The sequence below is a fragment of the Brevundimonas sp. FV1ye7S genome (genome assembly GCF_058680995.1).
Window position 1 is genome coordinate 2733160 of sequence record NZ_CM178726.1, and the last position, 13861, is coordinate 2747020.

12 protein-coding genes are annotated in these 13861 nt (G+C 66.6%); 10 read left to right on the plus strand and 2 right to left on the minus strand.

Annotated features, from left to right (window positions below; all coding sequences use genetic code 11):
* Window positions 1-51 precede the first annotated feature (51 nt).
* Both ACW18C_RS13300 and nhaA read right to left on the minus strand, forming a co-directional pair.
* Window positions 52-2703 (minus strand): TonB-dependent receptor, encoded by a 2652-nt coding sequence (locus tag ACW18C_RS13300; protein ID WP_492071384.1) that lies wholly within the window; start codon window positions 2701-2703, stop codon window positions 52-54.
* A gap of 264 nt (window positions 2704-2967) precedes the next feature.
* On the minus strand, window positions 2968-4161 hold the full coding sequence (nhaA, locus tag ACW18C_RS13305; RefSeq protein WP_492071386.1) for a Na+/H+ antiporter NhaA: 1194 nt from the start codon (window positions 4159-4161) through the stop codon (window positions 2968-2970).
* Between the two features lie 216 nt (window positions 4162-4377).
* On the opposite strand from nhaA, the gene ACW18C_RS13310 reads away from it, so the two are divergent.
* The 10 genes from ACW18C_RS13310 to ACW18C_RS13355 all read left to right on the plus strand — a co-directional run bounded on the left by ACW18C_RS13310 (window position 4378) and on the right by ACW18C_RS13355 (window position 13859).
* Entirely contained in the window at window positions 4378-5835 is a 1458-nt protein-coding gene (locus ACW18C_RS13310) for a protein adenylyltransferase SelO (protein ID WP_492071388.1), read from the plus strand.
* 117 nt (window positions 5836-5952) lie between these two features.
* Window positions 5953-6480, plus strand: a complete 528-nt coding sequence (locus ACW18C_RS13315) for a DUF2975 domain-containing protein (RefSeq protein ID WP_372705103.1) — start codon at window positions 5953-5955, stop codon at window positions 6478-6480.
* Between the two features lie 10 nt (window positions 6481-6490).
* Window positions 6491-6712 carry a helix-turn-helix domain-containing protein gene (locus tag ACW18C_RS13320; RefSeq protein WP_008264105.1) on the plus strand — a complete coding sequence of 74 codons (222 nt, stop codon included), beginning with the start codon at window positions 6491-6493 and terminating at the stop codon, window positions 6710-6712.
* A gap of 203 nt (window positions 6713-6915) precedes the next feature.
* Complete coding sequence (locus tag ACW18C_RS13325; RefSeq protein WP_008263834.1) at window positions 6916-7332, plus strand: DoxX family protein; 417 nt, start codon at window positions 6916-6918, stop codon at window positions 7330-7332.
* 181 nt (window positions 7333-7513) lie between these two features.
* Window positions 7514-7993 (plus strand): MerR family transcriptional regulator, encoded by a 480-nt coding sequence (locus ACW18C_RS13330; RefSeq protein WP_008261152.1) that lies wholly within the window; start codon window positions 7514-7516, stop codon window positions 7991-7993.
* 3 nt (window positions 7994-7996) lie between these two features.
* Window positions 7997-9781 (plus strand): acyl-CoA dehydrogenase C-terminal domain-containing protein, encoded by a 1785-nt coding sequence (locus tag ACW18C_RS13335; protein WP_008264142.1) that lies wholly within the window; start codon window positions 7997-7999, stop codon window positions 9779-9781.
* A 171-nt stretch (window positions 9782-9952) separates the two neighbouring features.
* Window positions 9953-11116 carry an acyl-CoA dehydrogenase family protein gene (locus tag ACW18C_RS13340; RefSeq protein ID WP_492071392.1) on the plus strand — a complete coding sequence of 388 codons (1164 nt, stop codon included), beginning with the start codon at window positions 9953-9955 and terminating at the stop codon, window positions 11114-11116.
* Window positions 11117-11355: 239 nt separating this feature from the next.
* Entirely contained in the window at window positions 11356-11589 is a 234-nt protein-coding gene (locus ACW18C_RS13345) for a GIY-YIG nuclease family protein (protein ID WP_492071394.1), read from the plus strand.
* A gap of 95 nt (window positions 11590-11684) precedes the next feature.
* Entirely contained in the window at window positions 11685-12404 is a 720-nt protein-coding gene (locus tag ACW18C_RS13350) for a 16S rRNA (uracil(1498)-N(3))-methyltransferase (RefSeq protein WP_492071396.1), read from the plus strand.
* A 93-nt stretch (window positions 12405-12497) separates the two neighbouring features.
* Entirely contained in the window at window positions 12498-13859 is a 1362-nt protein-coding gene (locus ACW18C_RS13355; RefSeq protein ID WP_492071398.1) for a glutamate--cysteine ligase, read from the plus strand.
* Window positions 13860-13861 lie beyond the last annotated feature (2 nt).

The following is a 13861-nucleotide window of genomic DNA, read 5'->3' on the forward strand; positions in this document are numbered from 1 at the left end:
GGCCCTTCGTCGTTCCCCCCTTTGAGCCTTACGGCCCGGGCGGCTGGACGATCAGTATTTGACCTTCAGCGTCACGCCCCAGGTGCGCGGGGCGCCCAGGTAGGCGTTGTAGGTCGCCGTGTCGGTGGCGGGGTTGTAGTAGGTGCCAGCGTACGGACCGGACGGCGTAATGACGGCCGGGGTCGTTGCGATGGCCGTGCCCTGCAGCGGAGCGGCGAAGCCGACCTGGGTGTATTCTTCCTGCAGCAGGTTCTGGCCCCAGACGTCCACGGTCCAACGCTCGTCTTCCGACCCGATGGTGATGCGGCCGTTGACGACGGTGAAGGCCTCCTGGTCCTTGTACGGCAGCAGGTCCGAACCGGTGTTGTAGTCGGTCGAATATTTGGCCGACAGGTTGAACCCGCCGCGCAGGCCGCCGCCCAGCGAGCGGTCGAAGGCCAGGGCGCCGGTCAGCGACCATTCCGGAGCGAACGAGGCGCGGGCGCCCGGCAGCAGCGACAGCTGCGGGAAGCGGCCGGGGCTCGACAGGTCGGCGGCGGTGAAGTCGTTGTATTTGGCGTCCGTATAGGTAACGCCGCCCTGGAACATCAGGCCCTCGACCGGGGTGAACCAGACCATGTCGGCGTCAACGCCGCGCGAGGTCAGTTCCGGGATGGATTCCACCACGAAGGCGGTGCCCAGGAAGGTGTTGAGCTGGAAGTTCTCGAACTTCTGGTCGAAGTAGGTGAGGTTCAGCAGCATCGAGCGGTTGAACAGGGTCGTCTTCACCCCCAGCTCGTAGCTGTCCACCGTCTCGGCGTCGAAGAACAGCGAGGCGTCCGGCGTCACCCCCGTCTGCACCCGGTCCATGTTGTAGCCCGCGCCCTTGTAGCCCCGCGCATAGGAGGCGTAGGCCATGACGGCGTCGTTGAACCGGTAGGAGCCCTTGAACGTGCCGCTGATGTCGGTGTCGCTGAACTTCTCCTGGATCCGGCGATTGTCATAGAGCGGGTTCGACCAGGGCAGGCACAGCAGGCCCACAGCCGCGGCCGGGGTCCCCACATTGACGGTGCCGGGGATGGCCGACGGCGCGCGGTTGGCCGGATTCTGGTTCGCCAGGGCGCCGCCGCAGGCCGCGCCATTGCTTCCCAGATTGTCCTGAACCCCCAGCAGACGCTTGCTGTCATAGGTGTAGCGCAGGCCCAGGTTCAGGTCGAAGGCTTCCGTCACCCGCCAGGTGTTGTTGGTGAACAGGGCCACCGACTCCGCTTTCTGGGAATAGTGGTCCTCATAGGCCTTGCCCGCCGCGAAGGTCGGGGCGGCGGCGCTGGGCGCCACGGCGCCGACGACGCAGAGCGGGGTGTTCGGCGCGGCGGCGGTGACCAGGAAGCCCTGCGGATTGGTGAAACAGCCCAGGCGGCTGGGGCTCGGTCCCCCCACGGCGGCCGGCAGGGTCGCCGTCAGCAGGAAGGAGGCGAAGCCGTTGTAGTCCGCGCCGTAGGAATAGGAGTCGTCGCGATAGACGCCTTCCTTGGTGGCGAACAGGCCGACCAGCCAGTCGAACTTGTCCGTCGCGCCGGCCAGACGGAATTCCTGGGTCAGGTTGTCGACGCCGTAGCCGTTGGACCCGTCATTCTCGCGGTGAAGGATGTCGGCGCCCGTATAGTCCAGGTCCATCCCCTGCTGGAACGACCAGTCGCGCCACGAGGTCTGCGACGTCAGGGTGGCGTTCAGGCTGGGCAGGTCGATGGTGGCTTCCGCCGACAGGCCCATGTCCTCGATCTCTTGAGGCGTCTCGCGGTTCGAATAGGCGGTGCGGCTGAAGGGCACCGTGCCGAAGCCGGCGACGGGCGGCCGCTGGCCGGGGCCGTTCGGCGCGGCCAGGGCGGCGATGAAGGCCTGGGTCGGGCCGACGCGGGTCTGAACCGCCGAGCAGCAGAATTCGTCGCGCTTGGTGTAGTCGGCGATCAGGCGGATCGACACCTCGTCGCTGGGCAGGATCAGCAGCTGGCCGCGGCCGGTCCAGTAGTCCTGGGTGTTGTCCTCGGTCAGGGTGCGCGGGCCGTCGCCGACGTTGACGTCATAGAAGCCGTCGCGCTCGCGGTGCGCCACGAAGATGCGGCCGGCGATGATGTCGCTGAGCGGGCCGGTCGCCGAGACCGAGCCGCCCATGGCGCCGTAGTTGCCGGCGGTCAGTTCGGCCGAAACCGACGGGTCGAACGACGGGCGTTCGGTGATGATGTTGATGACCCCGGCCGAGGTGTTCTTGCCGAACAGGGTGCCTTGCGGCCCCTTCAGCACCTCGATGCGGCTCAGTTCGCCCAGGTCGCCGAAGCCGACCGAGTTGCGCGAGCGATAGACGCCGTCGATCACGACGCCGACCGAGGATTCCAGACCGGGGTTGTCGCCGACGGTGCCGGCGCCGCGGATACGGACCGTGGTCGAGGCTTCGGACTGGGTCGAGGTCACGGTCATGCCCGGCGTCAGGATCTGCAGATCCTTGATGTCCTGCACCCCGGCGCCGTCCAGCACTTCCTGCGACAGGGTCGTGACCACGATCGGCACGTCCTGCAGGCTCTGTTCGCGCTTCTGGGCGGTGACGATGATGTCGTCCACGCTGGTGGGCGCCTCCTGGGCGGCGGCGATCCCGGCGAAGCCGAACACGGCGGCGCCGACGACGGCGGCGGACACGGTGGTCCGGAGATAGCGGTTAGTGTGGCGCATGAAAGCGTCCTCCCGGCTCTGAAGCCCGGTCACGCGGAGCGAGACCGCAGCGTTTCCTAGTTCCCAATCGACGCGCCTCTGCGTGGAGACGCGTTCAGTACCGCAGAGGCTAAGCCCGCTTGGGCGTGAGCTACAAGCGAGCGTTGTTACCCGCGACGATTTTTCGCCGCAGTTCGACCTTCCTGTGACAAGGAAGAGACAGAAAACGCTTACGCTAGGTCAGTTTTTGCACCGCAGTCGCGGCTTTCGCAGCGAAATCGGGGGCTATTCGCCCCCGACCTTCGGCCGGGTCCGGCCCGCCAGACCCAGCACGACAGCCGCCGCCACGGCCGACAGGATCGAGCCGCCGATGACGCCCAGCTTGACCTCGACCTGTTCGGGCGAATCGACCGCGCCGGGGAAGGCCAGGACGCCGATGAACAGGCTCATGGTGAAGCCCACGCCGCACAGCAGCGACACCCCATAGACCTGCAGCCAGGTGGCGTCGGTCGGCCGGGCGCCGATCTTAAGGGCCGAGGCCAGCCAGGCCATGCCCAGCACGCCGATCTGCTTGCCGAAGAACAGGCCCAGGGCGATGGCGACGACCAGGGGCGCAAAGGCCTGGTCCATCGTCAGGCCGGCGAAGGAGACCCCGGCCTTGGCGAAGGCGAACAGGGGCAGAACCAGGAAGGCGTTCCACGGATGCAGGTCGTGCATCGCCTCCTTCAGCGGGCTCTGGTGATCCTCCTTGCGCGCCGCGATCGGCACGATCATGGCGAAGGCCACAGCGGTCAGAGAGGTGCTCAGCCCCGACAGGACCGTCAGATACCAGACCGCCGCAAAGCCCAGCACCCAGAAGGGCGTCGGGATCCGGATCCGGTGCGCCACCAGGCCGCCCACGGCGATCAGGCCCAGGGCCCAGAACAGCGGCGCCCAGTTTGCCCCCTCGCTGAACAGGACCGCGATCAGGGCGATGGCCCCCAGGTCGTCGACGATGGCCAGGGTCAGCAGGAAGACCCGCAGCGACGACGGCAGGCCCTTGCCGACGAAGCCGAAGATGGCCAGGGCGAAGGCGATGTCGGTGGCCAGCGGAATGGGCCAGCCCGCATGGGGCGCCCCCATCGTCGCCGACAACAGCAGATAGACGGCGGCCGGCCCGGCCATGCCGCCGATAGCCGCCAGCACCGGCGTCGCCAGCTTGCGCGGATCGCTCAGCTCGCCGCGCACGATCTCGTATTTGATCTCCAGCCCCACGACGAGGAAGAAGATCGCCATCAGGCCTTCCTTGATCCAGTCGGAGATCGATTCCTCCAGCCGGATCGGACCGATCTGAAGCACATGATAGCTCTTCAGCCAGGTGAAATAGTCCGCCGACCAGGGCGAGTTGGCCACCAGCACCGCCGCGATGGCCGCCAGGGCCAGGGCCGAGCCGGACGCGGCCTCGGTCTTGAGGAAGTCGAGAGTCAGTTTGCGCGCCACGGCGGCCTCCGATCGAAAGGATGAGCTGTCGTGACGCCAGGTTATCGACGGGCGTCGGACCGGGTTCGCCGCTTCATCGTGTGAAGACGGCGCCGGCCTGGCCGCAAGCGCGGCCTGATGTCTGCCGACAAGAATACGGCATGGGCCCAGAGGTTCAACCGAAACCGTCACCATAGGCGACTTGCGAAACAGATGCGGCGGTCGCACCTAGCCCCCATGCCCCCCTCCCCCGCCTATCGCCCCGAAGCGCGCGTCTTCGATCTGGGCCCCGATTTCGCCGACGCCGTCCAGGCGGCCGATTTTCCCCAGGCCGTGCTGCGGTTCCGCAACGACCGCGCCGCCGCGGATGTGGGGCTGGAGGGGCTGAGCGACGCCGAATGGATCGCCGCCTTCGGCCGGTTCGCGCCCCTGCCGGGTCAGCCCGGCCCCCTGGCCATGCGCTATCACGGGCACCAGTTCCGCCAGTACAATCCCGACCTGGGCGACGGGCGCGGCTTCCTGGCCGCGCAGATGCGCGAAACCCCGCGCGCTCAAGCAACGAGCGACCACGTCGCGAGTGATAGCGCCCCAGGTCGACTTCTCGACCTGGGAACAAAAGGCTCGGGTCAGACGCCCTGGTCGCGCGGCGGCGATGGGCGGCTGACGCTGAAGGGCGGGATGCGCGAGGTGCTGGCGGCCGCGATGCTGGAGGCCCAGGGCGTCCCCACCAGCCGGGCCTTCTCCCTGATCGAGACTGGCGAGGCGCTGGAGCGGGGGGACGAGCCGTCGCCGACTCGTTCGGCCGTGCTGGTGCGCCTGTCACACTCCCATATCCGCTTCGGAACCTTCCAGCGCGCCGCCTATCTGGGTCGCGCCGATCAGATCGAGACCCTGATCGAACACGTCCGCACTCTTTATCACCCGACGGTCGCCGCCGGGGACGCGCCCGGCCTGCTGCGCGCCGTCGTCGAGGCCTCGGCCCGACTGACCGCCCGCTGGATCGCGGCCGGCTTCGTCCATGGCGTGCTGAACACCGACAATCTGAACGTCACGGGCGAGAGTTTCGACTATGGCCCCTGGCGCTTCCTGCCCGAATACGACCCGGCCTTCACCGCCGCCTATTTCGACCAGACCGGCCTCTACGCCTTCGCGCGCCAGCCCGAGGCGGTGTTCTGGAACCTGACGCAACTGGCCGGCTGTCTGAAACTGGTCGCCGGGGCCGAGCCCCTGACCGACGCCCTGAACAGTTTCGGCCCGGCCTATATCCGCGAACTGCGCGCCGCCTTCCTGATGCGGCTGGGCGTGCTCAGCCTGGGGGAGGCGGCGGACCAGCGGCTGGTCGATGCGACCCTGGCCCTGTTGCGGGAAGGCGGCGAGGCCCTGCGCTGGGAGCCTCTGTTCTTCGACTGGTTCGGCGGCTTCGCCTCCTCGGCCCGCGCCCTGTCGGGGCCGCGCGCCAGACTGTACCAGGGCGAGGCCTTCGACGTTTTCCGCTTCGCCCTGATGGAACATGAGCCCGACCGGATCGAACGGCTGGAACATCCCATGTTCGCCGCCCGCGAGCCGGAGGAGATGCTGATCGACGAGGTCGAGACGATCTGGGCCGCCATCGACGCCGCCGACGACTGGGGGCCGTTCCAGGCCAAGCTGGCGCGGCTGGAGGCCGCCCGCACCGCCTGGGGCTTCACCGCCTGAGCCGAACCTTACGAAAGCTTCATCTCGTTTATCGATAATTTTCTTGCCCGTTTATCGATAAATCCATATCGATAGTCGCCAAGTGTCGCGGAGGGCGACCCAATGGAGGGCTATCGGATGAAACTCGTAGGCAAATATTCGGCCGCCAGCGCGCTGCGGTGGCTGCTTGGCTTCCTGAATGTCTTCGTCATGTTGGCGACCGTGGCTGCGGGCGGCGCCCTATTGATCAGCCTCGTCTCGCCCGACTTCGCCGCCGGCTTGATCGACGGCTTGAGGGACGCGCCGAGCGACCCGACGACCCCTCTGGGCCTGGCTGAACGCCTCACCATTCTGGGCGGCTTCCTCGCCTGCGGCTTCACCTGGTGGATCATCAACCGGCTGCGGCGCATCCTGCTTTCGGTGAACCAGGGCGACGCCTTCGAGTTCGCCAATGTCAAACGGCTCCAGGCCGTGGGTTTCGGCCTGCTGGGTATTCAGCTGACCGCCCTGATGCTGTCCATCGTCGCCCCCCAGGCCATCGGCCAGTCGGCTTCCGACTATGATTTCGACCTCGGATCCTGGCTGGGCATACTGGTGGTCTTCATCCTGGCCGAGGTCTTCCGCCAGGGGTCGGCCATGCGCGACGAACAGCTGACCACGGTCTGAGAGGCGCGCCATGATCATGATCCAGCTGGACCGGCTGCTGCTCGAACGCCGCATGTCCCTGACCGAACTGTCCGACCGCGTCGGCGTCACCCTGGCCAATCTGTCGATCCTCAAGACCGGCAAGGCCCGCGCCGTCCGCTTCTCCACCCTGGACGCCCTGTGTCGCGAACTGGACTGCCAGCCCGGCGACCTGATCGTCCAGACGCCGGGACCCCAATCGGAAGAACCCTGATCGGCTGAAATATCGTCAGAACCCGTTGCAGGGGCGGCGCGAATCGGGCCACTCGCGCCGCCCCTGAAACACAAAGTCATCAGCCGATGTCATCAATTGATGTCATCGCCCGATGACAAATGACGAAAGGGTCTCTAGATACCCCCTTGCGAACGGAGCCGCTCAATCCGATATCGCAACTGTTACCAATCAGGCCCCTCCCGATGACCACAACCCATCTGCCCGTCGCCCAGGCCCGCAGCCGCGCCGCCTACAAGAACATCACCCTGTGGACGCTGCAGGGCTGGATCGCGATGTTCTTCATCGCCGCCGGCTACGCCAAGCTGACGGAGCCGATGACCAACCTCATCACCCTGATGGGCTGGCCCGCCGTCGCACCCGAGAACATGGTGCGCGGCATGGGCGTGGTCGAGCTGGTGCTGGCGCTGGGCGTTCTGGCCCCGCTGATCTCCTGGCGCGTTGGCCGCCCCCTGCTGCTGACCTCGGCCGCCGGCCTGATCGTGCTGGAATCGACCATGCTGATCATCCACGCCCTCAGCCAGGACATCGGCCTGGCCGTGGTCAACCTCATTCTGCTGGGCTTCACCATCCCGGTTCTGCTGGGTCGCCGCACGGCCTGACCCGCCCCTGAAGATCGATCGCCGGGACCCTCTCCCCCCTCCTGTCCCGGTGTGTCGCGCCCGGAGCCTTCTCCCCCCTGGCTCCGGGCTTTTCTTTGCCTGCCGTCCATCTCGGCGAAAGCTTACCCTTACGCGCACGTAAAGCCTTTCCTTTACGCGCACGTAAAGTTATGGTGCCCGCATGGCCACCGCCGACGATCACCGCACCTATTCCATTCGCCAGCTGTGCCGCGAGTTCGACGCCACGGCCCGCGCCCTCAGATTCTACGAGGACAAGGGTCTGCTGACGCCGGCCCGCAAGGGACAGACGCGCGTCTATGATTCCCGCGACCGCGCGCGGCTGAAACTGATCCTGAGAGGCCGCCGCATCGGCTTCACCCTGCAGGAAATCCAGGAGATGCTGGACCTGTATGACCGCAAGGATCACAACGTCCACCAGATGGCGGTGGCCCTGAGACGCCACCGCGCCCAGATCGCCGCCCTGAAGCAGCAATTGGAAGACATCGAAGGCGCCATCCAGACGGCGGAAGACGCCTGCGCCTGGATGGAGTCCAAGCTGGGCGAACACCGGCCGGACCTGCTGCCCGGCGCGGAAGACTATGAGAAGCTGCTGCGCGCACGCCTCAACCACGACCATCACCCCTTCAAAGCGAGAGCCTGACCCATGGCCTACAAGTCGCCCGTCCGCGATTTCACCTTCATCCTGAATGAAGTGCTGGAGATCGACCGCTACACCAACCAGCCCGGCTTCCAGGACGTGTCTTCGGACCTGGTCGGCCAGATTCTGGAAGAAGGCGGCAAGTTCGCCGACGAGGTCATCGCCCCGATCAACAATCCGGGCGACAAGGAAGGCTGCCACTGGTCCGAGGGCGGCGTCGTCACCGGTCCCAAGGGCTGGAAGGAAGCCTACAAGGCCATGTCTGAAGCCGGCTGGATGGCGCTGGCCGCCGACCCGGCCTACGGCGGCCAGGGCATGCCCAGCATCGTCGCCTCGGCCTTCGGTCAGATGACCGCCGGCGCCTCGGCCGCCTTCTCCATGTATCCGGGCCTGACGTCGTCCGCCTATGCCGGCATCCACGCCAGCGCCTCGGACGAGATCAAGGCCAAATACCTGCCCAAGATGGTCTCGGGCGAATGGTCCGGCACCATGAACCTGACCGAGCCCCAGTGCGGCACGGACCTGGGCATGGTCCGCACCAAGGCCGTGCCGAACGGCGACGGCTCCTATTCGATCACCGGCCAGAAGATCTGGATCTCGGCCGGCGAGCACGACTTCTCGGACAATATCATCCACACGGTTCTGGCCCGCATCGAAGGCGCGGTCCCGGGCATCAAGGGCCTGTCCCTGTTCGTCGTGCCCAAATATCTGGTCAACGAGGACGGCTCGCTGGGCGAGCGCAACACCCTCGAATGCGCCGGCCTCGAGCACAAGATGGGCATCCACGGCAACGCCACCTGCGTCATGCAGTATGACGGCGCCAAGGGCTGGCTGCTGGGCGAGGAAGGCCGCGGCATGAACAACATGTTCGTGGTGATGAACGAGGCCCGCCTGGGCACCGGCCTGCAGGGCCTGGCCATCGGCACCGCCGCCTATCAGGCCGCCGCCGAGTTCGCCAAGGACCGCCTGCAGGGCCGCAGTCTGACCGGACCCAAGAACCCCGAAGGCCCGGCCGACCCGATCATCGTCCACCCCGACGTGCGCCGCATGCTGCTGGAGGCCCGCGCCTTCGTCGAAGGCGGCCAGGCCTTCATCCTGTGGACCGCCCTGCACGCCGATCTGGAGAAGTCGGAAGACGAGGCCGTCGCAACCAAGGCCAAGGACTACATGGGCCTGCTAACGCCCGTGCTGAAGGCCTATCTGACCGACAAGGGCTTCCACGTCGCCTCGCTGGCCATGCAGGTCCACGGCGGTTCGGGCTATACCGAACACTTCCCGGCCAGCCAGTATCTGCGTGATGCCCGCATCACCATGATCTACGAGGGCACGAACGGCATCCAGGCGCTGGACCTGGTCGGCCGCAAGCTGCCGGCCCACGGCGGCCGCGCCATCATGACCTGGTTCGGCGAGATCGACGCCTTCGTGGCCGAGAACGGCGCGAACGAGGCGATCAAGCCCTTCGTCGACGGCCTGGCCGACGCCAAGAAGAAGCTGCAGGAAGGCACCATGTGGCTGATGCAGAACGGCATGGCCAACCCGGACAACGCCGGCGCCGCCTCGACCGACTATCTGAACGTCTTCGGCCTGACGGCCCTGGCCTATATGTGGGCGCAGATGGCCAAGGTGGCGCAAGCCCAGGTCGAGGCCGGCTCGACCGACCCCTACTACGCCACCAAGCTCCAGACCGGCCGCTACTTCGTCGAGCGCATCCTGCCCGACGCCGGCGCCCACCTGGCCAAGCTGAAGACCGGCGCGGACGTGCTGATGGCCATGCCGGCCGAAGCGTTCTGAGCCGGCGCTAACCTCTCCCTCCCCCTCGGGGGAGGGCGGTCGACGCGCAGCGACGACCGGGTGGGGAGGGCTCGGCGACACAAAGACCGAGCCCGCTCACCCTGCCGTCCCCACCCGGCCGCTTCGCGGCCCCCCTCCCCGGACGGGGAGGGAGACGTCCAGGAAACGCTCATGAACATCCTCAACAGCCCCGACCCCGATTTCATGCGTGAAGAGGAGATTGTCCTCTTCTCCGACAGCGTCGGCAAATGGATCGAGGAGCACGCGCCGCCGGAAAAGGTCCAGTCCTGGATCGCCAACTCGTCCGTGCCGCGCGACCTGTGGAGCCAGGCCGGCGCCGACGGCCTGCTGGGCCTGTCCATGCCGGAAGAAGACGGCGGCATGGGCGGCGACTATCGGCACGAGGTGGTGCTGATGCGCCAGCTGGGCTGGAAGGGCGCGGACCATTTCGGCATCTCGCTGCACAACGCCATCGTCGCCCCCTACATCTGGCATTACGGCACCGAGGAGCAGAAGGCGCGCTGGCTGCCCCGGCTCCAGTCCGGCGAACTGGTCGGCGCCATCGCCATGACCGAACCGGGCGCGGGCTCCGACCTGCAAGGCGTCAAGACCACGGCGGTCAAGTCCGGCAACGGCTATGTCGTCAACGGCTCCAAGACCTTCATCACCAACGGCCAGCTGGCCAACTTCATCATCGTCGTGGCCAAGACCGACCCGGCCGAGGGCGCCAAGGGCACCTCCCTGATCGTGGTCGAAACGGACGGCGCCGAAGGCTTCGAACGCGGCCGGAACCTGCACAAGATCGGCATGGAGGGGAACGACACCTCCGAGCTGTTCTTCAACGACGTGAAGGTCCCCGGCGACAACATCATCGGCGGCGCCGAGGGCCAGGGCTTCGTCCAGCTGATGCAGCAACTGCCCCAGGAACGTCTTAACATCGCCGTCCAGGGCGTCGCCGCCGCCGAGCGCGGGCTTGAGGCGACGATCGCCTACGTGAAGGAACGCAAGGCCTTCGGCAAGCGGGTCATCGACTTCCAGAACACCCAGTTCAAACTGGCCGAGGTGAAGACAAAACTGACCGTCGCCAAGGTCTTCGTGGACCATTGTATCGGCCTGCACCTGAAGGGCCAGCTCGACGCCGCCACGGCCTCCATGGCCAAATACTGGGTCACCGATATCCAAGGCGAGACCATTGACGAGATGCTGCAACTGCATGGCGGCTATGGCTATATGAACGAATACGCCATCGCCCAGTTGTACAAAGATGCGCGGGTGCAGCGCATCTACGGCGGCACGAACGAGATCATGAAGCTGCTGATCGCGCGGACGTTGTAAAGGCAGGCGACACACGGCGAACAATGATTTATGGCTGCGGGGTGGCAACCGTAAAGAAGGACATTCTCACGCCTCCGAACGAATGGTGGAAACACCTTCGATGGGCCAAGCGCGCCTTCTGGAAAGGTGAGCGCAAGGCCGCAAAGGCCCTAGCCTCGGCCCAGGCTGACGATAGCTGAAACCCTCCTTCCGCTCATCCCCGCGAAAGCGGGGACCCAGTGCTTTCGGGATGCACGCCGTTGGCCTTCTTCACCTACATCGTCGCCAGCCGCCGCAACGGAACCCTCTACACCGGCTCGACCGAGGACATCATCCTGCGCACCGCCCAGCATCGGGACAAACTGTTCAAAGGCTTTTCCGCCAAGTATGGCTGCGCCAATCTGGTCTGGTTCGAAGCGCATCCGACACGCCACGCGGCGTTCGTGCGCGAGCGCCGGATCAAGAAATGGAACCGCGTCTGGAAATGGAGCTGATCGAACGGTCGAACCCAGGCTGGCGCGATCTGTTCGATGACCTGTTCTGAGGCTCTCACTGGGTCCCCGCTTTCGCGGGGATGAGCGGATTTGAGATGATACGTTTGCACGTGAAGGCCGCATTGGCGGCAGGATCCCCCGTCGCCCCCACCCTCGACCAGTCGCGCTACCTGACCCAGGTCATGCGGCTGAAGCTCGGGGACGAGTTGCTGGTGTTCAACGGCCGCGATGGCGAATGGCGCTGCACCATCGCCGAAGTCCTGAAGAAGGGCGTCATCCTGCGCGCCGAGGAACAGGCGCGGCCCCAGGCCTATGGCCCCGACCTGGAGCTGATCGTCGCCGTGGTGAAGAAGGCCCGGGTCGAGACCATCATCGAGAAGGCCGCAGAGCTGGGGGCGCGCCGGGTGCGGCTGGTCCTGACCAAACGGACCAACGCCGACCGCATCCGCCTGGACCGGCTGGACGCCATCGCCGAAGAGGCCGCCGAACAGACCGGGCGGCTGGACGTGCCCCCGGTCGATGATCCGGTGAAACTGGACGCCCTGCTGGACGGGTGGGAGGCGGGACGCCGGCTGATGTTCTGCGACGAGACCGGCGGCGCCCCGGCGATGCCCGCGATGACCGCCGCGGGCCAGGGTCCGTGGTCCATCCTGATCGGCCCCGAAGGCGGTTTCTCACCGGAAGAACGCGAACGGCTGCGGTCCCTGCCCTTCACCACGGCGGTCTCTCTGGGCCCGCGCATCCTGCGCGCCGACACGGCCGCCATCGCCGCCATGACCCTGTGGCAGGCGGCGGTCGGGGATTGGGAGCGTTAAAACCTCCGCTCATCCCCTTGAGCCGGACCCAAACCTCGCCCATCTAGCCGCGACACACGGTCGCTCAGAGATGCGCCGGAGGGGATCTGACGCATGACCGACAACGCGCCGCTGAGCCGGGACGTCCTCATCGAAGCCATGTCCAAGGGCGCCAAGCCCAAGGACCAGTGGCGGATCGGCGCCGAGCACGAGAAGTTCGGCTTCGACAAGACCACCCTGGCCCGCCCCGCCTACGACGGGCCGAGCGGCATCAAGGCCATGCTGGAGGGCCTGCAAAGGTTCGGCTGGTCCCGGGTCGAGGAGAACGGCGTCCTGATCGGGCTGGAGCGTCGCAACGACGAGGGCTTCATCGCCTCGGTCAGCCTGGAGCCCGGCGGCCAGTTCGAACTGTCCGGCGCACCGCTGAAGACCATCCACGACATCTGCAACGAGACCGGCCAGCACCTGATGGAGGTCAAACAGGTGGCCGACCAGCTGGGCGTCGGCTTCCTGGGAGCCGGCTTCGACCCGCTGTGGACGCGCGAACAGGTGCCGGTCATGCCCAAGGGCCGCTACGACATCATGCGCGCCTATATGCCCAAGGTCGGGACCCTGGGCCTGGACATGATGCTGCGCACCTGCACCATCCAGGCCAATCTGGACTTCGATTCCGAAGCCGACATGGTGGCCAAGTTCCGCACTTCGCTGGCGCTGCAACCGATCGCCACCGCCCTGTTCGCCTGTTCGCCCTTCACCGAGGGTCGGCCGAACGGTTTCCTGTCGGCCCGCGCCAACGTCTGGACCGACACCGACGCCGACCGCACCGGCATGCTGGGTTTCGTGTTCGAGGACGGCTTCGGCTTCGAACGCTATGCCGATTATGCGCTGGACACCCCGATGTATTTCGCCAAGCGCGACGGCAAATATGTCGACGCCTCGGGCCAGTCGTTCCGCGACTTCCAGGCCGGCAAACTGCCCGCCCTGCCGGGCGAATATCCGACGATCAAGGACTGGAACGACCATCTGACCACCCTCTTCCCCGAGGTGCGGCTGAAGGCCTATCTGGAGATGCGGGGCGCCGACGGCGGCCCGTGGAGCCGGATCTGCGCCCTGCCCGCCCTGTGGGCCGGGGTCCTATACGACGCCCCCTCGCTGGCGGCCGCCTGGGACCTGGTCAAGGACTGGGACATCGCCGACCATGAGCGCCTGCGCCGCGACGTGACCCGCCTGGGCCTGAAGGCCGAGGTGGCGGGCCGCAGTGTGCGCGACATCGCCGTCGATCTGGTCAACATCGCCAAACAGGGCCTGAAGAACCGCGCCCGCTTCTCGGGCGGCATGGTGGACGAGCGCGGCTATCTGTCGGAACTGGAAGACATCGCCGACAGCGGGATCACCCCGGCCGAACGCCTGCTGGACCTGTATCACGGCGTCTGGCAGGGCGACGTGAAACGGATCTACGCCGACTTCGCCTACTGAAC